Source organism: Kitasatospora sp. NPDC053308 (assembly GCF_055585785.1).
The window spans coordinates 84502-107538 of record NZ_JBVJJY010000007.1 but is presented as its reverse complement, the minus strand read 5'-3'; the positions used below and the strand labels follow the sequence as shown (position 1 = coordinate 107538).

Genomic DNA, 23037 nt, shown 5'->3' with positions numbered 1-23037 from the left:
AGGCCGTGAGCCCGTCCGACCACCCGGCGCGCACCGCGCCCGTCTCGGGGCTGCAGCGCGGCCTCTGGTTCCTCGACCGCCTCGACCCGCGGGCCGTCACCTACTGCACCCCCTGGACCCTCGACGTCACCGGCCCGCTCGACCCGGCGCTGCTCCAGGGCGCGCTGGACGCCGTGGTGGCCCGGCACGAGGCGCTGCGCACGACCTTCGCGCTGCACCCCGACGGCCCCCGCCAGCACGTGCACGCCGCCCTCGCCGTCCCGCTCACGGTGACCGACCTGCGCCCGACGGCCGACGGCGGCGCCGGCACCGGGGCCGCAGGACAGGCCGAGGACCAGGCCCGGCGCCTGGAGGCGCTGCTCGCCGCCCGCTGCGCCGAGCCCTTCGACCTGGCCACCGGACCGCTGCTGCGCGCCGAGGCCTTCCGGCTCGCGGACGAGCGCACCACGGTGCTGTTCACCGTCCACCACATCGTCTGGGACGGCTGGTCCGCCGAGGTCTTCGAGCGCGAACTCGCCGAGCTGTACGGGGCGGCGGCGGCCGGCCGGGAGGCCGTCCTGCCGGAGCTGACGGTGCAGTACGCCGACTACGCGCAGGAGCAGCTCGGCACCTCCTACGAGGAGCACCTGACCTACTGGAAGGAGCAGCTGGACGGCGCGCCCGGTCTGCTGGAGCTGCCCACCGACCGGCCCCGGCCGGCCGAGCGCGGCGCGACCGGGCGGACCGAGGAGTTCGACCTCGCCCCCGGGACGGCGGCGGCGGTGCGGGCCCTGGCCGAGGCCGAGGGCGTCACCCCCTTCACCGTCCAGCTGGCCGCCTTCGCCCTGCTGCTGAACCGCTGGACCGGCGCCGACGACCTGGTGATCGGCACCCCCGTCACCACCCGCGACCGCCCCGAACTGGAGCACCTGCTCGGCTACTTCGTCAACCTGCTGCCGCTGCGCCTGCGGCTCGCGCCGACGCTGACCTTCCGCGGCCTGCTGGAGCACGTCCAGGACGTCGCCTTCGAGGCCTACGGCTACCTCGACGTGCCCTTCGACCAGCTGGTCGACCACCTCGGCACCGCCCGCAGCGCGCAGCACCCGCCGCTGGTCCAGGTGGTGTTCGGCGCCCACCGCGAGGACCGCACCCCGCTCGCGCTCGGCCCGGCCCGCGCCGAGAGCCGGGTCCGCTCCAACGGCACCAGCAAGTTCGACCTCACCTGGTCGCTCTTCGACGGCGGCGCGGCGGCCGGCGCGGCGGGCGACGGCACCGGCGGCGGGACCGGCGGCGAGCTGCGCGGCGAGGCCGAGTACCGCAGCGAGCTGTTCGACCCGGAGACCGTCCGGCGCCTCGCCGCCGAGTACGGGGCGCTGCTCACCGCGGCCCTGGCGGACCCGGACGCCACCGTGCTGCGGCTGACCACCCGCACCGCCGACGCGCCCCGCGCCACCGACACCCCCGGCGCGTGCCTGCACCGGCTGTTCGAACGGGCCGCCGACGCGCACCCCGACCGGCCCGCCGTCAGCGACCCGGACGGCACCCTGAGCTACGCCGAACTCGACCGCCGGGCCAACCGCCTGGCGCACGCCCTGCGCGCCCGCGGGGCCGGCCCCGGCGACCGGATCGGCATGCTGCTGGACCGCACCGCCGACGTCCTGGTCACCGTCCTCGGCGTGCTCAAGACCGGCGCCGCGTACGTACCCGTCGACCTGGCCGCGCCCGTCGACCGCGCCGCGCTGGTCTTCGGCGACACCGGCGTCACCCTGGTGGTCACCGACCGCGCCGACCGGGTGCCCGAAGGCCCCTGGCGGGCCTACGACCTGAGCGCCGAGGCCGCCGACCTGGCCGCCCGGCCGGACACCCGCCCGCCGGCCGTCGGACGCCCCGGGGACGTCGCGTACATCATCTTCACCTCCGGCTCCACCGGCCGCCCCAAGGGCGTCGCCGTCGCCCACGAGCACGTCAGCCGGCTGATGGCGGACGGCGAGGCGCACTTCGGCTTCGGCCCGGAGGCGACCTGGACGCTGTTCCACAGCTACGCCTTCGACTGGACGGTCTGGGAGATGTGGGGGGCCCTGCTGCACGGCGCCCGCCTGGTCGTCGTCCCGTACGTGACCAGCCGCTCGCCGGAGGAGTTCGCGCAGCTGCTGGAGGAGGAGGGCGTCTCCCACCTGTGCCTCACCCCCTCGGCGCTGCGCCAGCTGGAGCCCGTGCTGCGCCGCAGCCCGCGCGCCCTGCCCGCGCTGGAGTGGATCATGCTGGGCGGGGAGGCGCTGGACCCGGCCGTCGTCCAGCGCTGGTTCGAGCTCGACCCGCCGCCCCCGGCCCGGCTGTGCAACCTGTACGGCATCACCGAGACCACCGTCCACGTCACCACCCACGACCTGGCCGGTAGCACCGGCTTCGAGCGCAGCCTGATCGGCGCGCCCATGCCGCACCTCACCGCGCAGGTCCTGGACGACTGGCTGCGGCCCTGCCCGCCCGGGGTGGCCGGCGAGCTGTACATCGGCGGCGGCAGCCTCGCCCACGGCTACTGGGGCCGCCCCGGCCTCACCGCCGGGCGCTTCGTCGCCGACCCGTACGGCCCGCCCGGGGCCCGGCTCTACCGCACCGGGGACGTCGCCCGCCGGCTGCCCGACGGCGGCCTGGAGTACATCGGGCGCGCCGACTTCCAGGTCAAGCTGCGCGGCTTCCGGATCGAGCTCGGCGAGATCGAGAACGCGCTCGCCGCCCACCCGGACGTCGACGCCTGCGTGGTCACCGTGCACGAGGACCGGCTCGCCGCGTACGTGACCGGGCGCGAACCCGCCGACGTCCGGGCCTTCCTGGGCCGCTCGCTGCCCCCGTACATGGTCCCGGCGAGCTACACCGTGCTGGAGTCGCTGCCGCTCACCGTCAACGGCAAGGTGGACCGGGCCGCGCTGCCCGCCCCCGGCCAGCGCGGCACCGCCACCGGCGGCCGGCAGGTCGAGCCGCGCACCCCGGAGGAGGAGGCCTTCGCCGCCGTCTGGACGGAGGTCCTCGGGGTGGACGGCATCGGCGTCCACGACGACTTCTTCCACCTCGGCGGGGACTCCATCCGGGCCGTCCAGCTGGCCGGCGCGCTGCACGAACGCGGCTGGGGGGTGACCCTGCGGGACGTCTTCAACGCCCCCACCGTCGCCGCCCTGCTGCCGCTGGCGCAGCCCGTCACCGGGGGCGCGGAGGCCCACGAGCCCTTCGCCCTGCTCACCCCGGAGGACCGCGCCGACCTGCCGCCCGGCCTCGTCGACGCCTACCCGATGGTGTCCATGCAGCTCTCCATGGTCTTCCACATGGAGATCGCGGGCGGCACCGACAGCTACCACAACGTCAACTCCTACCGGATCTCCGGCGACCTCGACGAACAGGCCTTCCGCCGCTCCGTCGCCGAGGCCGTGGACCGGCACGCCGTCCTGCGCACCGGGCTCGACCTGTCCGGCTACGGCGAACCGCTGCAGCTCGTGCACGGCCGGCTGCCCGCGCCCGTCGAGTTCGCCGACCTGCGCGGCGCACCGGACCAGGACGCGGCCGTCCGGGAGGTCTTCGACGCCCACCGGCGGACGCCGTTCGACCTCACCGCGCCGCCGCTGTTCCGGATCACCGTGCAGCGCCTGGCCGAGGACGCCTTCCAGCTGACCGTCTCCGAGCACCACGCGATCCTGGACGGCTGGAGCTTCACCTCGCTGCTCACCGAGATCCTGGAGCGCCACACCGCCCTGGCCGCCGACCCGCTCGGCGCCCCCGCCCCGCCGCCCCGCACCGCCTTCCGCGACTTCGTGGCGGTCGAACGGGAGGCCGCCCGGGACGAGCGCTCGCTCGACTACTGGCGCGGGCGGCTCTCCGGGGCCAGCGGCCAGATGTTCCCCGGCAGCGAGTCCGTGCACGAGCTCTCGCGCACCGTCGAACGGGTGCTGCCCGAGGCGCCCGAGCAGCTGCGGCTGGTCTCCGAGGCGCTGGCCGTACCCGTCAAGTCGGTCGCGCTGGCCGCACACCTGACCGCCCTCGCCGACATCACCGGCCGGCCGCGCGTCACCACCGGCCTGGCCGTCAACGGCCGGCTGGAACGGCTCGGCGGCACCGAGGTGTACGGGCTGTTCCTGAACACCGTCCCGCTGAGCTGCGAACCCACCGGGGACCTGCTCGCCCTGGCGCGCGAGGTCCACCGGGAGGAGCTCGACATGATGCCGCACCGCCGCGTGCCCTTCGCCCGGCTCGCCCGGCTGATGACCGACACCGCGCTGGACACCCAGTTCGGCTTCCTGCGCTTCCACGCCCTCGGCCGGCTCAGCTCGGCCCGGATCGTGGACGGCCGGATCGGCTGCGAGCCGACCCTGCGCCACGAACCCAACAGCTTCGCCTTCGGCGCCTCGCTGATCCAGGACCCGGTCTCGCAGCGCGTGCTGCTCGCCGTGGACCACCAGCGCTCGCTGGTCGACGACCGCACCGCCGAGCAGTTCATCGACACCTACACGGCCGCCCTGCACGCCATGGCCGCCGCCGCCCGCGACCTCTGAGGACCCGCCATGACCGACCTGCTGCAGCGCCTGCGCGCCACCGTCGCCGCCCACCCCGAGCGCACCGCCGTCCTCGCCGCCACCGCGGCCGGCGGCACGGAGCGCCTGGACTTCGCCGCCCTCGACCGCCGCACCGCCGCCCTGGCCCGCGCCCTGCGCGCCCTCGGCGTCGGCCGCGGCGACCGGGTCGGCGTCCACCTCGGCCGCACCGCCGACCTGCCGGTCGCCCTGCTCGCCGTCTGGCGGGCCGGCGCCGCCTACGTCCCGCTCGACCCGGCCTACCCCGCCGAGCGCCTCGCCTTCATGGCCGCCGACGCCCGCCTCGCCGCCCTGATCAGCCTGGACGGCCTGCCGGCCGCCGAGGGCGTGCCGGTGCTGCGCCCGGACGCCGCCGCCGACGGCCCCGCGCTGCCGCAGGAGGCCCACCCGCTCGACCCGGCCTACGTCATCCACACCTCAGGCTCCACCGGCCGCCCCAAGGGCGTCGAGGTCTCGCGCGGCGCCGTCGCCGGGCTGATGGCGAACCTGGAGGCCATCGGCGCCCACCGCGCCGAGCCCGGCGTGGTCGGCTGGAACGCCAGCGTCTCCTTCGACGCCTCCGTCCCGCAGTGGACCCGGATCTGCCGCGGGGACACCGTCCTCGTCATCGGCGACGAGCACCGCGCCGACCCGGCCCGGCTGGCCGCCCTGCTCGCCGAACACGCCGTCACCGACTTCGACCTGACCCCCTCGCACTGGGAACTGCTGCGCGAGCCGCTGGCCGGCGCCCGGGTACCGCGGCTGTTCATGGGCGGCGAGGCCGTCCCCGAGCGCACCTGGCGGGAGCTGGCCGACGGCGGCATCGACGCCCTCAACCTGTACGGGCCCACCGAGTGCACCGTCGAGGTCCTCGCCGCGCCGGTCAGCGGCCCCGCACCGCACCTCGGCGAGCCGATGCCCGGGCTGCTGCTGCACCTGCTGGACGAGAAGCTCGCCCCGGTCGCCGACGGCGTGGTCGGCGAGCTCTACCTGGCCGGGCCCGGGGTCGCCCACGGCTACGTCCACCGGCCCGGACTGACCGCCGAGCGCTTCGTCGCCGACCCGTACGGCGCGCCCGGCACCCGGATGTACCGCACCGGCGACCAGGCCCGCCGCGGCGAGGACGGCCGGCTGGAGTACGTCGGCCGGGTGGACCGGCAGGTCAAGCTGCGCGGCTTCCGGATCGAACTCGGCGAGGTCGAGCACGCCCTGGCCGGACTGCCGGGCGTGCAGGCCGCCGCCGTCACCGTGCACGAGCCCGCCCCCGGCGACCGCCGGCTGGCCGGCTACGTCACCGGCGCCGTCCGCGCGGCCGAGCTGACCGAGCGGCTGCGCGCCACCGTGCCCGCCCACCTGGTGCCCTCGGTGATCACCGTGCTGGACGCCATGCCGCTCACCCCGAACGGCAAGGTCGACCTGGCGGCGCTGCCCGCCCCGGCCGGCGGCGCCCCGGGCACCCGCGCCCCGGCCGCCGCCGAGCAGGCCGCTGCGGGCGGCGCCGAGGACCCCGACGGCCTGGCGGCCCGGGTCGCCGAGGTCTGGAGCACCGTCCTCGGCGTGAGCGCGCCGGCGCCCACCGACGACTTCTTCTCGCTCGGCGGCCACTCGCTCGCCGCCCTGCGGGTCGTCCACCTGCTGCGCCGCAAGCTCGGCATCGAACTCCAGCTGCGCCACCTGCTCGACTCGGCCGACCTGGCCGCCTTCACCGCCACCGTCGAGCGGGCCGTCGGGTCGGGCACCGCCGCCCCCCGCCCCGCCCTGACCGCCCGGGCCCGGTGAGCGGCACATGACCACCGCCACCCGGGTGAGACCCCGCGTCGAGGGGGACTGGCTGTTCGTCCCCGCGCCCCAACCGCACCGCCCGTTCCGGCTGTTCTGCTTCCCGCACGCCGGCGGCGACGCCACCGCCTACACCCCGCTGGCCCGCGCCCTCGCCCCGACCGCCGAGGTCTGGGCGCTGCGCCCGCCCGCCCGCGGCGGCCGGCTCGCCCACCCGATGCCCGCGAGCTTCGACCTGCTGGTCGACGCCGTCGTGGAGGCCCTCAGCCCGCACCTCACCGGCCGGTTCGGCTTCTACGGGCAGAGCTTCGGCGCCCTGCTCGGCTACGAGGTCGCCCGGGCACTGCCCGCCGAGCGGCGCCCCGAGCTGGTCGTCGCCGCCTCCGCCTCGCCGCCCGCCGCCTGGGCCGGGCGGGACCGCCCGCGGTACACCGCCGACGACCTGCTGCGCCTGGCCGGCATGGGCGAACTCGTCGAGGGCGAAGCCGAGCTGAAGGAACACGCGCTGCGCGGCATCCGCACCGACCTGGACGTGGTCGCGAGCTACCGGCCCCGCCCGCACCCGCCGATCGGCTCCGACCTGCACACCGTCGTCGGCCTCGACGACCCGCTGCTCACCGGCGGCGGCCTCGACGGCTGGGCCGTCCACACCCGCGGCGCCTCGGGCCACCACGTCGTCCCCGGCGGCCACCTGCTCGCCACCGTCGACGGGCCCGGCCCCGTCGACCTGCTGACCTCCCTCATCGCGCGGCCCGGCGCCGCCCCCCAGCCCACCACGGAGTCCTCATGCTGACCACCACCGCGGTCGACCTCACCGATCCCGACCTGTGGGCCCGGCCCGACACCCCCGCCCTGATCGCGGAACTGCGGGCGGAGGCCTCCGTCCACCGCACCGACACCGTCGACGACGGGCCGGTCTGGTCGGTGCTCTCCTACCGCCATGCCGCCGAAGTCCTGCGCGACGCCCGCCTCTACAGCTCCGAGCAGGGCTCCCTGCTCGGAGCCGGCGAGGGCAACGTGCCGGTCGGCTCCGGCCGGATGATGGCCCTCACCGACCCGCCCCGGCACCGCGAACTCCGCGCCCCCGCCAACCCGTTCTTCGGCCCGGGCCCGGTCCGCGGCGCCGCCCCCGGGATCACCGGCCTCGCCGCCGCGATCGTCGACAAGGCCGTCGAACTCGGCGAGGTCGACCTCGTCGACGCCGTCTCCGCCCTCCCGCTGTCCGTCATGTGCGACCTCCTGGACGTCCCCGAGCAGGACCGCGAGATGGTCGAACGGGTCTGCGACGTCGCCTTCCTCGGCAACACCCCGGAGGAGCGCCGGGCCGGCCACCAGCAGCTCATCCCGTACCTGCTGCACCAGGTGATGCTGCGCCGGACGAACCCGAAGGACGACCTGATCAGCAAGATGGCGACCTACCGGGTCGGCGGCAAGCTGCTGCCGGTCGAGGACGTCGTGCTCAACCTCGACAACATCGTCGTCGGAGGCGTCCAGACGGTCCGCCACACCGCCGCCATGGGCCTCTACACGCTGAGCCGGCGCCCGGAGCTGTGGCGCCGGCTGCAGAACGGCGAGGTCGGCATGGACTCGGCCCTGGACGAACTCCTGCGCTGGACCTCGGTCGGCCTGCACACCCTGCGCACCGCCAGCCGGGACACCGAACTCGACGGCCACGCCATCCGGCGCGGGGACCGGGTCGCCGTCTGGGTGTGGTCCGCCAACCGGGACCCGGAGGCCTTCGAGCGGCCCGAGGAGATCCTGCTCGACCGCAGCCCCAACAAGCACCTCGCCCTCGGCCTCGGCGCCCACTACTGCATCGGCGCCCCGCTGGCCAAGGCCGAACTCGGCGCCCTGTTCACGGCGATGCTGGAGCGCGTCGACACCATCGAGCCGACCGGCCCGGTCACCCACAACCGCTCGATCATCAACTTCGGCCTGGACCGCTTCCCCGTCCGCCTCCTCCCGCGCTGACCGCCCGACAGCGGCACTCCGCCGCACCGAACTGCCGCGTTCCTGCCTGGCCTCCTGCCGTTGCGGGCCCCGCGCCGCCCATACCTTCGAACCAACCCAAGGAGGACACCATGAGCAACCCGTTCGAGGACGACAACGCCGGCTACCTGGTGCTGGTCAACGACGAGAACCAGCACTCGCTGTGGCCGGTCTGGATCGAGGTCCCCGCCGGCTGGACCACCGTCCACGGCGAGGACACCCGCCAGGGCTGCCTCGACTACATCGAGGCGAACTGGACCGACATCAGGCCCGCGAGCCTGATCGCCTCCCTCGCGCAGCAGTGAGCGCCACCATGCCGACCTGGGACCTGGACCCCGGCCGCCCGGCCCTCGCCCACGCCCCGCGCACCGCGGGCATCGGCGAGGCCTGCGAGTGGCTGCGCGAGAACGAGGCCGAGCTCACCTCGGCCCTGCACCGCCACGGCACGATCTTCCTGCGCGGCCTGCCGGTCGCGAGCACCGAGGACGTCGCGGCCGTGCGCGACGTCCTCATCCCCGAGCGCACCCCCTACCGCGAGAAGGCCACCCCGCGCAGCGACTACGGCAACGGGGTCTTCTCCTCGACCGACCTGCCGCCGGCCCAGCCGATCCGGATGCACAACGAGAACAGCTACACCCTCACGTTCCCCGGCCGGCTGCTCTTCGCCTGCCTGACCGCCCCCGAGGAGGGCGGCGCCACCCCGACCGCCGACTGCCGCCGGGTGCTGGAGCACCTGCCGGCCCACCTGGTCGAGCGGATGCGGACCACCGGCTGGACGCTCACCCGCAACTACTCCGACTACGTCTCGCTCGGCTGGCGCACCGCCTTCGCGACCGAGGACCGCTCCGAGGTGGAGGCCTACTGCCGCGAGAACGGCATCACCTGGGCCTGGCAGCCCGACGGCAACCTGCGCACCAGCCAGCTGCGCCCCGGCACCATCCACCACCCGGTGACCGGTGAGGAGGTCTGGTTCAACCACCTCGCGTTCTGGAACGAGTGGTCGCTGGACCCGGACATCCGCGAGGCGATGATCGACGAATTCGGCCCGGACGGCCTGCCGTTCAACACCGGGTTCGGCGACGCCGAGCCGCTCGGGCGCGCCGACGTCGACGCCCTCAACGAGGCGTACCACGCCGCCACCGTGCGCGAGCGCTGGCAGGTCGGCGACGTGATGCTGGTCGACAACGTGCTCTGCGCGCACGGCCGGGACCCGTACCGCGGCGACCGCAGGATCGCCGTCTCGATGGGGCAGCCCGTCGACGTCCTGGACTGCCGGCCCAGCGTCCGGCCGGACCTGGCCGCCGTCTGACCGCCCCGCCCGCCCCCGGGCGGACGAACACCCCGTGCCGTGACGTGAGTAGACGTGAGTAGAGGAAGCACCGTGATCCCGGTTTCGTACGCCCAACAGCGTCTCTGGCTGATCGACCAGATCGAGGGGCCGACCGCGCTGTACAACCTGCCGTTCGCCCTGCGCCTGCGCGGCGAGCTCGACACCGCCGCGCTGCGCGCCGCGACGGCGGACGTGGTCGCCCGGCACGAGGCCCTGCGCACGGTGTTCCCGGTGGTCGGGGGAGTGCCGGTGCAGCGGATCCTGCCCGCCGAGGAGGCGAAGCCGCGCTTCCTGGTGGTGGACCGCGCACCGGCCGACTACCCCGCCCACCGGGACGCGGCCGCCGCCGAGACCTTCGACCTGAGCCGCGAACTGCCCATCCGGGTCACGGTGTTCACCCTCGCTCCGACCGAGCACGTGCTGCTCGTCGTGCTGCACCACATCGCCGGCGACGGCTGGTCGCTCGGCCCGCTGCTGCGCGACCTCGCCACCGCCTACCGGGCCCGGCTCACCGGCCGCGCCCCCGACTGGGAACCGCTGCCGATCCAGTACGCCGACTACGCCCTCTGGCAACGCGAGCTGCTCGGCGACGAACACGACCCCGACAGCCTGCTCGCCCGCCAGGTCGACCACTGGCGCACCGCCCTGGCCGGGCTGCCGGAGGAACTGGAGCTGCCCACCGACCGACCCCGACCGCCCGCCCCCACCGGCGCCGCCGACTCCGTCGACCTCGCCTGGGGCGCCGACCTGCACACCGCCCTGCTCGACCTCGCCCGCACCCACCGCACCACCCTGTTCACCGTCCTGCAGGCCGGACTGGCCGCGCTGTTCACCCGCCTCGGCGCCGGCACCGACATCCCGCTCGGCACCGGCATCGCCGGGCGCGGCGACGAAGCCCTCGACGACCTGGTCGGCTTCTTCGTCAACTCCCTGGTGCTGCGGGCCGACACCTCCGGCGACCCGAGCTTCACCGAGCTGCTCGGCCGGGTCCGGGAGGCCCAACTCGACGCCTTCGCCCACCAGGACGTGCCCTTCGAACGGCTCGTCGAGGAGCTCAACCCGCCCCGGGCGCTCGGCCGCCACCCGCTGTTCCAGACCCTGCTGGTGCTGCAGAACCACGGACAGGACGCCGAACTCGACCTGCCCGGGCTGGAGTCCGCCCCCGAACCGATCGGCCTGCGGGTCGCCAAGTTCGACCTCAACATCGGCATCGCCGAGCACCACGGCCCCGACGGCGCGCCCGCCGGGCTCACCGGCTCGATCGAGTACGCCGCCGACCTCTACGACCGCCCCACCGTCGCCGCCCTGGCCGAGCGGCTCGGCCGGCTGCTGGCCGGCGCCGCCGCCGACCCGCACGCCCCGATCGGCACCCTCGACGTGCTCGGCGACGAGGAGCGCACCCGCGTCCTCGTCGAGTGGAACGCCACCGCGGCCCCGCGCCGGGAGGGCACCCTCGCCGAGTCCTTCGAGCGGCAGGCCGACCGCACCCCGCGGGCCGTCGCCCTCGCCCACGACGGCGGCACCCTCTCCTACGCCGAACTCGACACCCGCGCCAACCGCCTCGCCCACCACCTGACCGCCCTCGGCGTCGGCACCGAGACGCCCGTCGCCATGCTGATGGAACGCTCCGTCGACGTCGTCGTCGCCACCCTGGCGATCCTCAAGGCCGGCGGCTGGTACGTCCCCATGCACCCCGGCCTGCCGCCCGAGCGGATGGCCGACGTGCTCGCCGACACCGGCGCGCCCGTCCTGCTCACCGACCGCGCCGACCCCGGCTTCCCGCACGCGGCCGCCGTGGTGCGCCCCGGCGACGAGGCCGGCGCCCCCGACCACCGCCCCGGCCTGCCCGTCCACCCGGACCAGCTCGCCTACGCGATGTTCACCTCCGGCTCCACCGGCCGCCCCAAGGGCGTCGCCGTGCGCCACCGCGACGTCCTCGACCTCGCCGCCGACCGGCGCTGGCAGGACGGCCGGCACGAGCGCGTCCTGCTGCACTCCCCGCACGCCTTCGACGCCGCCACCTACGAGATCTGGACGCCCCTGCTGGCCGGCGGCACCGTCGTGGTCGCCCCGCCCGGCGCCCTGGACGCCGCCGCCCTGCAGGCCGTCACCGCCCGGCACGACGTCACCGCGGTCTTCCTCACCAAGGCCCTGTTCGACCTCGTCGCCGAGCAGGCCCCGGAGAGCTTCGCCGCCCTGCGCGTCGTGTGCACCGGCGGCGAGGCCGCCTCCGGCGTGCTGATGCGGCGCGTCCTGGACGCCTGCCCCGACCTGCTGCTCGCCCACGTCTACGGCCCCACCGAGACCACCACCTTCGCCACCCACCACCCGCTCACCCCGGCCGACCTGACCGGCCCCCGGGTCCCGATCGGCGGCCCGCTGGACAACATGCGCAGCCACGTCCTCGACGCCCGGCTGCGCCCCGTCCCGCCCGGTGTCCCGGGCGAGCTGTACATCGCCGGCGCCGGCCTGGCCCGCGGCTACCTCAACCGGCCCGGCCTCACCGCGGAACGCTTCGTCGCCTGCCCGTACGGCGGGCCCGGCGAGCGGATGTACCGCACCGGGGACCTGGTGCGGCTGCGGGCCGACGGCGCGGTGGAGTTCCTCGGCCGGATCGACGGCCAGGTCAAGCTGCGCGGCTTCCGGATCGAGCTCGGCGAGATCGAGGCGGCGCTCTCCCGCCACCCCGCCGTGCGCCAGGTCATCGTGATCGCCCGGGAGGACCGGCCGGGCGACACCCGGCTGGTCGCCTACTGCACCGCCGACGCCTCGCTCACCCCCGACGGACTGCGCTCCTTCGCCGGCACCACGCTGCCCGGCTACATGGTCCCCGCAGCCGTCGTCCTGCTCGACGCCCTGCCGCTCAACGCCAACGGCAAGGTCGACCGCCGCGCCCTGCCCGCCCCCGACCTCGCCGCCGACGGCAGCGGCCGCGCCCCGCGCGACGAGCGCGAACGGGCCCTGTGCGCGCTCTTCGGCGACCTGCTCGGCATCGACGACATCACCATCGACGACGACTTCTTCGCGCTCGGCGGCCACTCCCTGCTCGCCACCCGCCTCACCGGCCGGGCTCGCACCGAACTCGGCGTCGAACTCTCCATCGGCGACCTCTTCCAGGCCCCGACCGTCGCCGGACTGGTCGAGCGGCTGGCCGACCGCGCCGACGGCGGCCCGGCCCGCCCGGCGCTGCGGCCCGCCGTCCGGCCCGAGCGGGTGCCGCTCTCCTTCGCCCAGCGCCGGCTCTGGTTCCTCGCGCAGGCCGAGGGCCCCTCGGCCGCCTACAACGTCACCCTCGCGCTGCGGCTGAGCGGCCCGCTGGACGCCACCGCCCTGGAGGCCGCCCTCGGCGACGTCGTGGCACGGCACGAGGCGCTGCGCACCGTCTTCGGCGAGCAGGACGGCACGCCGTACCAGCGCGTCCTGGACGCCCCCGCCGGCGGCCTGCTCACCCGCACCGACCGCCCGACCGACGAGCTGGCCGGCCACACCTTCGACCTCGCCGCGGACCTCCCGGTGCACGCCTACCTGCGCTCCGAGGGCGCCGAGCAGCACGTGCTGGTCCTGGTCGTCCACCACATCGCCGGGGACGGCGCCTCGCTGGGCCCGCTCTACCGCGACCTCGCCGAGGCCTACGCGGCCCGCCTCGACGGCACCGCCCCCACGTGGACGCCGCTGCCCGTCCAGTACGCCGACTACGCGCTCTGGCAGCGCGAGCTGCTCGGCGACGAGGACGACCCGCAGAGCCTGCTCGCCCGCCAACTCGCCCACTGGCGCGAGGCGCTGGCCGGTGCGCCGGAGGAGCTGCCGCTGCCGCTGGACCGCCCCCGCCCGCCGGTCGCCTCGCACCGCGGCGCGATCGTCCCGCTGGAGTTCGACGCCGCCCTGCACGCCCGGCTCGGCGCGCTCGCCGCCGACCACGGCGTGACCCTCTTCATGGTCCTGCGGGCCGCGTACGCCACCCTGCTGCACCGCTTCGGCGCCGGCACCGACCTGCCGATCGGCACCCCGCTGGCCGGCCGCCTCGACGAGGCCACCCGGGAGCTGGTCGGCTTCTTCGCCAACACCCTGGTGCTGCGCACCGACCTGTCCGGCCGCCCCGCCTTCGCCGAGCTGCTGGGCCGGATCCGGGAGACCGACCCGGCCGCCCACGCCCACCAGGACCTGCCCTTCGAGCGCCTGGTGGAGGAACTGAACCCGACCCGCTCGACCGCCTGCACCCCGCTGTTCCAGGTGATGTTCGCCTTCGCCGGGGACGCCGAGGACGGGCCGGACCTCCCCGGGCTGACTGTCACCGAGGAGCCGGTGGACTTCGGCACCGCCACCTTCGACCTCAGCCTGCGCCTGGTCGAGCGCCACGGCGCCGACGGCGCGGCGGCGGGGCTGGCCGGTGTCCTGGAGTACGCCACGGACCTCTTCGACCGCGCGACCGCCGAACAGCTGGCCGCGGCCCTCGACCTGATCCTGCGTCAGGTCGCCGTCGACCCGGGCCGCTCGGTCGCCGAGCTGGAGGTGCTGCCCGCCGAGCAGCGGTCCCGCGCGGCACTGGCCCACACCCCGCTGCCCGGGCCCGTGCCGCTGGTGCCCGCCGCCTTCGAGGCGCAGGCCGCCGAGACGCCGGCGGCCGTGGCCCTGGTCTGCGGCGACCTCGCCCTGACGTACGCGGAGCTGAACGGCCGGGCGAACGCACTGGCGCACCGGCTGATCGCGGCCGGTGTGGGGCGGGAGTCCGTGGTGGCCCTCGCGCTGCCGCGCTCGGCGCGGACGGTGGTCGCCGTCCTCGCGGTGCTCAAGGCCGGCGGCGCCTACCTGCCGCTGGACGCCGAGTACCCGGCCGACCGCACCGCCGACACCCTGGCGCAGGCGAAGCCGGCGCTGGTGCTGACCGACGCCGACTGGCCGCTGCGCGAGGTGCTCGACGGCCTGCCCACGCTGGACGTCGCCGAGGCGGCCGAGGGCGGCCCGCGGACCGACCCGGCCCCGCGCGCCACGGCGGCCGACGCCGCGTACCTGATCTTCACCTCCGGCTCCACCGGCCGCCCCAAGGGCGTCGTGGTCCCGCACGGCGGCATCGCGGCGCTGCTCGCCGCCCACCGCGCCGCAGTCATGGCCGGGACCGCCCGGCAGAAGGTCGCGCTGACCGCCTCGCTCTGCTTCGACGCCTCCTGGGACGGCCTGCTCTGGCTGGTCGCCGGGCACGAGCTGCACCTGATCGCCGGCGACGCCCGCCGCGACGCCCGGGCCCTGGTCGGCCACGTGCGCGAGCACGGCATCGGCGTGCTGGAGGTGACGCCCTCCTACGCCGAGCAGCTGATCGAGGAGGGCCTGCTGGAGGAGCCCGCGCCCGCCCTGGTGCTGCTCGGCGGCGAGGCCGTCGGCCAGGCGCTGTGGACCCGGCTGCGCGAGGCGCCGGGCACCGCCGCCCACAACCTGTACGGCCCGACCGAGTGCACCGTCGACGCCCTGACCCACCCGCTGGCCGCCACCGAGCGGCCCGTCCTCGGCCGCACCGTCGCCGGCACCCGCGGCCACGTCCTGGACGCGTACCTGCGGCCCGTCCCGCCGGGCGTGCCCGGCGAGCTGTACCTGGCCGGCGCCGGCCTGGCCCGCGGCTACCTCGACCGGCCCGGCCTGACGGCGGAGCGCTTCGTCGCCTGCCCGTTCGGCGGGCCCGGGGAGCGGATGTACCGCACCGGGGACCTGGTCCGCCGCACCCGCGACGGCGAGCTCGAATACCTCGGCCGCACCGACCACCAGGTGAAGATCCGCGGCTTCCGGGTCGAACTCGGCGAGGTCGAGCGCGCCCTGACCGCCCACCCGCGGGTGCTCCAGGCCGCCGTCCTGCCGGACGCGGACGGGCTGCGCCTGGTCGCCTACCTGGTCACCGACGGCCCGCTCGACCCGGCCGAGGCCCGGGCCGCCGCCGCCCGGACGCTGCCCGGCTACATGCTGCCGGCCGCGATCGTGCCGCTGGACGCCCTGCCGCTGACCGCCAACGGCAAGCTCGACCGCTCCGCCCTCCCCGCGCCGGACTTCGCCGCGCTCTCGGCGGGCCGGGCGGCGCGCACACCGCAGGAGGAGATCCTCTGCGGGCTGTTCGCCGAGGTGCTGGGCCTGGACGCGGTCGGTGTCGACGACGACTTCTTCGACCTGGGCGGGCACTCGCTGCTGGCGACCAAGCTGCTCAGCCGGGTGCGCGCGGCGCTGGGCGCGGAGCCGGGCATCCGGGACGTCTTCGAGGCGCCGACCGTGGCCGGGCTGGCCGCGCGGCTCGGTGCGGCCTCGCAGCGCCCGGCGCTCAGCGCGGCGGCGCGGCGCCCGGAGCGGGTGCCGCTGTCCTTCGCCCAGCAGCGGCTCTGGCTGATCGACCGGATGGAAGGCCCCAGCGCCCTCTACAACGCGCCGCTGGCGCTGCGCCTGGGCGGGGAGTTGGACGCCGCCGCGCTGGAGCTGGCGCTCGGCGACGTGGTCGCCCGGCACGAGAGCCTGCGCACCCTGATCGGCGAGTCCGACGGCACCCCGTACCAGCGCGTCCTGCCCGTCGAGCGAGCCGCGGTGCCGCTGGACACCCGGGACTGCCCGGCCGCCGAGGTGGCCGCCACCGTCGCCGCACTGTGCCGTCGCGCCTTCGACCTGCGCACCGAACTCCCCGTCCGCGCCGCCCTGTTGCGCGTCTCGACCGAGGAGCACGTGCTGGTCCTGGCGCTGCACCACATCGCCAGCGACGGCTGGTCGCTCGGCCCGCTCGTCCGCGACCTCACCACCGCCTACGCCGCCCGCAGCGGCGGCGCCGCCCCCGGCTGGCCGCCGCTGCCCGTCCAGTACGGCGACTACGCGCTCTGGCAGCGCGAGCTGCTCGGGGAGGAGAGCGACCCGCAGAGCCTGGCCGCCGGCCAGCTCGACTACTGGCGCCGGACCCTGGCCGACCTCCCGGACGAGGCGACGCTGCCGCTGGACCGCCCCCGCCCGCCGGTCGCCTCGCACCGCGGCGACCGGGTCGCGCTCAGCCTCGGCGCCGACTGCCACCGCGACCTGGTCGCACTCGCCCGGGCCCACCGGGTCACCCTCTTCATGACCGTCCAGGCCGCCCTGGCCGCGCTGCTGAGCCGGCTCGGCGCGGGCACCGACGTGCCGATCGGCTCGGTGGTGGCCGGGCGCTCCGACGAGGCGCTGGACGACCTGGTCGGCTTCTTCGTCAACACCCTGGTGCTGCGCACCGACACCTCGGGCAACCCCAGCTTCGCCGAACTGCTCGGCCGCGCCCGGGAGACCGCCCTCGGCGCCTACGCCCACCAGGACGTGCCCTTCGAGCGGCTCGTCGAGGAGCTCAAGCCGACCCGCTCGCTGGCCCGGCACCCGCTGTTCCAGATCATGCTGGTGCTCCAGAGCAACGAGCAGGCCGACCCCGCCACCGCCGGCCTGCGGGTCGAACCCCTCCCGGCGGCCACCGGCTCCGCCAAGTTCGACCTCAGCCTGATCGCCCAGGAGTCCTTCGGACCCGACGGCGAGCCCGCCGGGATCGACTGCGCCCTCGACTACGCCACCGACCTGTTCGACCGGGAGACCGTCGAGGCGGTCGCCGCGCGGCTCGGGCGGCTGCTGGCGGCGGTGGCCGCCCGGCCGGAGCTGCCGATCGGCCGGATCGAGCTGCTCTCGGCGCAGGAGCGCGCGGTGCTCCCGGCCGGCGGCGGCGCCCTCCCGACCGCGGGCGACGCGCTGCCGGCCGAGGTCCCGCTGCTCCCGGCCGCCTTCGCGGCCCGGGCCGCCGAGACCCCGGAGGCCGTCGCCCTGGTCTGCGGGGACACCGCGCTGACCTTCGCCGAGCTGAACGCCCGGGCCAACCGGCTGGCCCACCGGCTGATCGCGGCCGGTGCGGGGCGGGAGTCCGTGGTGGCCCTCGCGCTGCCGCGCTCGGCGGAGACGGTCGTCGCCATGCTGGCGGTGCTCAAGGCCGGCGGCGCCTACCTGCCGCTGGACGCCGAGTACCCGGCCGACCGCACCGCCCGCATGCTCGCCGACGCCCGCCCGGCGCTGGTGCTCACCGACGACCGCTGGCCGCTGCCCGAGGTGCTCCGCGGGCTGCGCACCCTGGACGTCGCCGCGCCGTCCCAGGCGCCCGAGACCGACCCGCGGCGGGCCGTCGAGCCGGGCGACGCCGCCTACGTCATCTACACCTCCGGCTCCACCGGCCGCCCCAAGGGCGTCGTGGTCCCGCACGGCGCCGTCGCGAACCTGCTGGCCGCCCACCGGGCCGCGCTGATCGACGGCACCGGCCGCGCCCACGGCCGGCAGCGGATCGCGCTCACCGCCTCGCTCTGCTTCGACGCCTCCCTGGAGCCGGTGCTCTGGATGTACGCCGGGCACGAGCTGCACCTGATCGGCGACGAGCTGCGCCGCGACCCGGCGGCGCTGGTCCGCCACACCGCCGGGGCGGGCATCGACGCCCTGCACCTCACCCCGTCCTACACCGAGCAGCTGATCGAGGAGGGGCTGCTGGACGCACCCGCGCCGCGCCTGCTGCTGCTCGGCGGCGAGGCCGTCGGCCAGGCGCTGTGGCAGCGGCTGCGGGAGCACCCCGACACCGCAGGCCACAACTTCTACGGCCCGACCGAGGCCACCGTCTACGCGCTCACCCAGCCGCTCGACGCGGCGCGGCGCCCCGGGCTGGGCGGCCCGATCGCCGGGGTGCGGGCGTACCTCCTGGACGAGTACCTCAACCCCGTCCCGGCGGGTGTGCCCGGGGAGCTGTACCTGGCCGGCGCCGGTCTGGCCCGCGGCTACCTGCACCGGCCGGGCCTGACCGCCGAGCGGTTCCTCGCCGACCCGTACGGCGAGCCGGGCAGCCGGATGTACCGCACCGGGGACCTCGCCCGGCGCACCCGCGACGGCGGCGTCGAGTACCTCGGCCGCACCGACCACCAGGTGAAGATCCGCGGCTTCCGGGTCGAACCCGGCGAGATCGAGCAGGTGCTGGCCCGCCACCCCGCCGTCCGGCAGGCCGTGGTCACCGTGCGGGAGAGCGACACCGGCGACCGCCGGCTGGTCGGCTACTGCACGGCGGCCCAGGACACGCCCGAACTCGCCGCCGAACTGCGGCGGTTCGCCGCCGAGTCGCTGCCCGGCTACATGGTGCCGGCCGCCGTCGTCCTGCTGGACGCGCTGCCCTTGACCGGCAGCGGCAAGGTGGACCACCGGGCGCTGCCCGCGCCGGACTTCGCCGCGCTGTCGGCGGGCCGGGCGGCGCGCACGCCGCAGGAGGAGATCCTCTGCGGGCTGTTCGCCGAGGTGCTGGGCCTGGACGCGGTCGGTGTCGACGACGACTTCTTCGACCTGGGCGGGCACTCGCTGCTGGCGACCAAGCTGCTCAGCCGGGTGCGCGCGGCGCTGGGCGCGGAGCTGGGCATCCGGGACGTCTTCGAGGCGCCGAGCGTGGAGGGGCTGGCCGTCCGGCTGGCCACCGGTGCGCGGCGCCCGGCGCTGAACGCGGCGGCGCGGCGCCCGGAGCGGGTGCCGCTGTCCTTCGCCCAGCAGCGGCTCTGGCTGATCGACCGGATGGAGGGCCCCAGCGCCCTCTACAACCTGCCCCTGGTCCTGCGCGTGACGGGGGAGTTGGACGCCGCCGCCCTGGAGTCGGCGCTCGGCGACGTGGTCGCCCGGCACGAGAGCCTGCGCACCCTGATCGGCGAGTCCGACGGCACCCCGTACCAGCGGATCCTGCCCGTCGAGCAGGCCCGCGTCGGCGTCGAGCTGCTGCCACCGGGCACCGCGCCGCAGACGTGCGCGTCCCGCCCCTTCGACCTGGCCGCCGACCTCCCCGTCCGCGCCCACCTCATCCCGGCGCCGCCCGGCGAGCACCTGCTCGTCCTCGTCCTGCACCACATCGCCGGCGACGGCTGGTCGATGGGGCCGCTGCTGCGCGACCTCGCCGCCGCCTACGCGGCCCGCACCGGCGGCACGGCCCCCGACTGGGCGCCGCTGCCCGTCCAGTACGCCGACTACGCGCTCTGGCAGCGCGAGCTGCTCGGTGAGGAGAGCGACCCGCAGAGCCTGCTCGCCCGCCAACTCGGCTACTGGCGCCAGGCCCTGGCCGGCCTGCCCGAGGAGCTGTCGCTGCCGGTGGACCGGCCGCGCCGGGCGGCCGCCGGCCACCGCGGCGAGCGCGTCGTCGTCCCCTACGGCGCCGAACTCCACCGGGCGCTTGGCGAGTTGTCCCGCGAGCACCGGGTGACGATGTTCATGACGCTGCAGGCCGCCCTGGCCGCGCTGCTGACCCGGCTCGGCGCGGGCACCGACGTGCCGATCGGCTCGGTGGTGGCCGGGCGCTCCGACGAGGCGCTGGACGACCTGGTCGGCTTCTTCGTCAACACCCTGGTGCTGCGCACCGACACCAGCGGCGACCCGGCCTTCACCGAGCTGCTGGCCCGGGTCCGGGAGACCCAGCTCGACGCCCACGCCCACCAGGACGTGCCCTTCGAGCGCCTGGTCGAGGAGCTCAACCCGGCCCGCTCGCTGGCCCGGCACCCGCTGTTCCAGGTGATCCTGCTGCTGGAGGGCGCGGGGGAGTCGGCGCCGCTCGCCGGGGCCGGACTGGACGCCGCCGTGGAGTCCTCCGGCGGATCGGTCGCCAAGTTCGACCTGTGCGTGGGCTTCGGCGAGTCCTTCGACGCCGACGGCGCCCCCGCCGGGCTGGAGTGCGCGATCGACTTCGCCACCGACCTGTTCGACCGGGAGACGGTCGAGGCGATCGCCGTCCGGCTCGGGCGGCTGCTGGCGGCGGTGGCCGCCCGGCCGGAGCTGCCGATCGGCCGGATCGAGCTGCTCTCGGCGCAGGAGCGCGCCGCCCTCCCGACCGCGGGCGACGCGCTGCCGGCCGAGGTCCCGCTGCTCCCGGCCGCCTTCGCGGCCCGGGTCGCCGAGACCCCGGAGGCCGTCGCCCTGGTCTGCGGGGACACCGCGCTGACCTTCGCCGAGCTGAACGCCCGGGCCAACCGGCTCGCCCACCGGCTGATCGCGGCCGGCGCCGGCCCGGAGTCGGTGGTCGCGCTGGCCCTGCCGAGGTCGGTGGAGAGCGTGGTGGCGATCCTGGCGGTGCTCAAGGCCGGCGGCGCCTACCTGCCGCTGGACGCCGACCACCCGGCGGACCGCACCGCCCGCACCCTCGCCGACGCGGCCCCCGCCCTCGTGCTCACCGACGGTCGGTGGCCGAAGCCCGAGGCGCTGGCCGGCCTGCCCACCCTGGCCGTCACCGCCGCCCGCGAGCCCGAGGGCCGTGCCGAGGGCCGTGCCGAAGGCCGCGCTGACGGCCGTGCCGACGGCCGCATCGAGGACCGGACGGACGACCCGGCCCCGCGCGCCGGGGCCGACCACGCCGCCTACCTGATCTACACCTCCGGCTCCACCGGCCGCCCCAAGGGCGTGGTGGTCCAGCACGGCAGCATCGCCGCGCTGCTGGCCGCGCACCGCCGCGGAGTGGTCGGCCCGGCCGAGGCCGCCCACGGCCGACTGCGCGTCGCGCTCACCGCCTCGCTCTCCTTCGACGGATCGCTGGAGCCCCTGCTCTGGCTGTTCGCCGGGCACGAGCTGCACCTGATCGACGACGAGCTGCGCCGCGACCCGGCCGCCCTCGTCCGGCACGTCCGCGCCGCGGGCATCGGGGTCATGGACCTCACCCCCTCGTACGCCGAACAGCTCGTGGCGGAGGGCCTGTTGGAGGAGGCCGCGCCCCCGGTGCTGGTGCTCGGCGGCGAGGCCGTCGGCCAGCAGCTGTGGACCACCCTGCGGGAGGCGCCGGCCACCCGGGCCCACAACCTGTACGGCCCGACCGAGGCCACCGTCTACACCCTCGGCCGGCCCGTCGACGCCGCGGAGCGCCCCGGCCTCGGCGGCCCGATCCCCGGCACCAGGGTCTACGTCCTGGACGAGCACCTCCACCCCGTCCCGGCGGGTGTGCCCGGGGAGCTGTACCTGGCCGGCGCCGGTCTGGCCCGCGGCTACCTGCACCGGCCGGGCCTGACCGCCGAGCGGTTCCTCGCCGACCCGTACGGCGAGCCGGGCAGCCGGATGTACCGCACCGGGGACCTGGCCCGGCGCACCCGCGACGGCGGCGTCGAGTACCTCGGCCGCACCGACCACCAGGTCAAGATCCGCGGCTTCCGGATCGAACTCGGCGAGGTGGAACACGTGCTGACGCTCCACCCGGAGGTGTCCGCCGCCGCCGTGCTGCCCGCCGAGGACGGGCTGCGCCTGGTCGCCTACGTGGTGGCCGACAGCCGGCCGGACCCGGCCGAGCTGCGCGCCTTCGCCGCCGAGCACCTGCCCGGCTACATGCTCCCCGCGGCCTTCGTCGCACTGCCCGCCCTGCCGCTCACCGGTAGCGGAAAGCTCGACCGCGCGGCGCTGCCCGCCCCGGACTTCGGGCAGCTCACCGGCGGTCGCGCCGCCCGCACCCCGCAGGAGGAGCTGCTCTGCGCCCTGTTCGCCGAGACCCTCGGCCTGGAGCGGGTCGGCATCGACGACGACTTCTTCGACCTCGGCGGCCACTCGCTGCTGGCCGTGAAGCTGCTCGCCGGCGTCCGCGCCGCCCTCGGCACGGACCCGGGCATGCGGGCCCTGTTCGAGGCACCCACCGTGGCCGGGCTGGCCCGCCGGCTCGGGCTGGCCCCGGCCGCCGACGCCCTGGACGTCCTGCTGCCGCTGCGCAGCGGCGGCGAGCGGCCCCCGCTGTTCTGCGTCCACCCGGCGGCCGGCATCAGCTGGGTCTACTCCGGGCTGCTGCGCCACCTCGGCCCCGAGCAGCCGGTGTACGGTCTGCAGTCCCGCGGCCTGCGCGGCGGGGCGCCGGCGAGCGTCGCCGAGATCGCCGAGGACTACGTGCGGCAGATCCGCGCCGTGCGGCCCACCGGCCCCTACCACCTGCTCGGCTGGTCCTTCGGGGCCGTGGTCGCGCAGGAGATGGCGGTGCGGCTGCGGGCCGAGGGCGCCGAGGTCGGCTTGCTGGCGCTGCTGGACGGCGCCCCCGCGTCGCCCACCGCCGCCGCCCCGGTCGTCGAACCCGCCGACACGCTGGACGAGTTGCTGCGCTCGCTCGGCCACGACCCGGCGGACGAGCGCGGCCTGGCCGGCCTGCGGGCGGTGCTCGGCGAGGCCGTGGCCGTCCTGCCGGAGGTCTTCGACCGGCACCGCAAGCTGATGGCCGAGCACGTGCCGGACCGCTACCGGGGGGACGCCGTCTTCTTCGGCGCGACCACCGGCAAGCCCGCGCACTGGCCGTACGAGCAGGCCTGGCGGCCCCACCTGGACGGCCGGATCGAAGCCCACCGCCTCGCCTGCGCGCACGGCGAACTGACCCAGCCGGAACCCCTCGCACGGATCGCCGCCGTGCTGGCCGAGAAGCTCGGAGCGTGACCG

Annotated in this window: 7 protein-coding genes; all 7 read left to right on the top strand. The window is 76.3% G+C overall.

Translation table 11 applies throughout. The annotated features are described in order from the left end of the window. Positions 1-5 precede the first annotated feature (5 nt). The 7 genes from ACZ6Y7_RS18055 to ACZ6Y7_RS18025 all read left to right on the top strand — a co-directional run bounded on the left by ACZ6Y7_RS18055 (position 6) and on the right by ACZ6Y7_RS18025 (position 23034). The gene (locus tag ACZ6Y7_RS18055) at positions 6-4517 is read left to right on the top strand and encodes an amino acid adenylation domain-containing protein (RefSeq protein WP_465758869.1); all 4512 of its coding nucleotides are present in this window, start codon (positions 6-8) and stop codon (positions 4515-4517) included. Positions 4518-4526: 9 nt separating this feature from the next. Continuing rightward, complete coding sequence (locus ACZ6Y7_RS18050; protein ID WP_465758868.1) at positions 4527-6314, top strand: non-ribosomal peptide synthetase; 1788 nt, start codon at positions 4527-4529, stop codon at positions 6312-6314. Positions 6315-6321: 7 nt separating this feature from the next. Continuing rightward, the gene (locus ACZ6Y7_RS18045; RefSeq protein WP_465758867.1) at positions 6322-7107 is read left to right on the top strand and encodes a thioesterase II family protein; all 786 of its coding nucleotides are present in this window, start codon (positions 6322-6324) and stop codon (positions 7105-7107) included. Continuing rightward, positions 7101-8285 carry a cytochrome P450 gene (locus tag ACZ6Y7_RS18040; RefSeq protein ID WP_465758866.1) on the top strand — a complete coding sequence of 395 codons (1185 nt, stop codon included), beginning with the start codon at positions 7101-7103 and terminating at the stop codon, positions 8283-8285. The genes ACZ6Y7_RS18045 and ACZ6Y7_RS18040 overlap by 7 nt, the downstream gene beginning before the upstream one ends. Before the next feature lie 110 nt (positions 8286-8395). Continuing rightward, complete coding sequence (locus tag ACZ6Y7_RS18035) at positions 8396-8608, top strand: MbtH family protein (RefSeq protein ID WP_465758865.1); 213 nt, start codon at positions 8396-8398, stop codon at positions 8606-8608. Between the two features lie 8 nt (positions 8609-8616). Beyond that, positions 8617-9612, top strand: coding sequence for a TauD/TfdA family dioxygenase (locus ACZ6Y7_RS18030; RefSeq protein WP_465758864.1), 996 nt, complete (start codon positions 8617-8619; stop codon positions 9610-9612). Between the two features lie 72 nt (positions 9613-9684). Continuing rightward, complete coding sequence (locus ACZ6Y7_RS18025) at positions 9685-23034, top strand: non-ribosomal peptide synthetase (RefSeq protein ID WP_465758863.1); 13350 nt, start codon at positions 9685-9687, stop codon at positions 23032-23034. Positions 23035-23037: the final 3 nt, after the last annotated feature.

Excerpts from the sequence above, each read along its gene's own strand:
- ACZ6Y7_RS18050 (WP_465758868.1), top strand. The coding sequence starts at position 4,527 with ATGACCGACCTGCTGCAGCGCCTGCGCGCCACCGTCGCCGCCCACCCC.
- ACZ6Y7_RS18045 (WP_465758867.1), top strand. The coding sequence starts at position 6,322 with ATGACCACCGCCACCCGGGTGAGACCCCGCGTCGAGGGGGACTGGCTG.
- ACZ6Y7_RS18040 (WP_465758866.1), top strand. The coding sequence starts at position 7,101 with ATGCTGACCACCACCGCGGTCGACCTCACCGATCCCGACCTGTGGGCC.
- ACZ6Y7_RS18035 (WP_465758865.1), top strand. The coding sequence starts at position 8,396 with ATGAGCAACCCGTTCGAGGACGACAACGCCGGCTACCTGGTGCTGGTC.
- ACZ6Y7_RS18030 (WP_465758864.1), top strand. The coding sequence starts at position 8,617 with ATGCCGACCTGGGACCTGGACCCCGGCCGCCCGGCCCTCGCCCACGCC.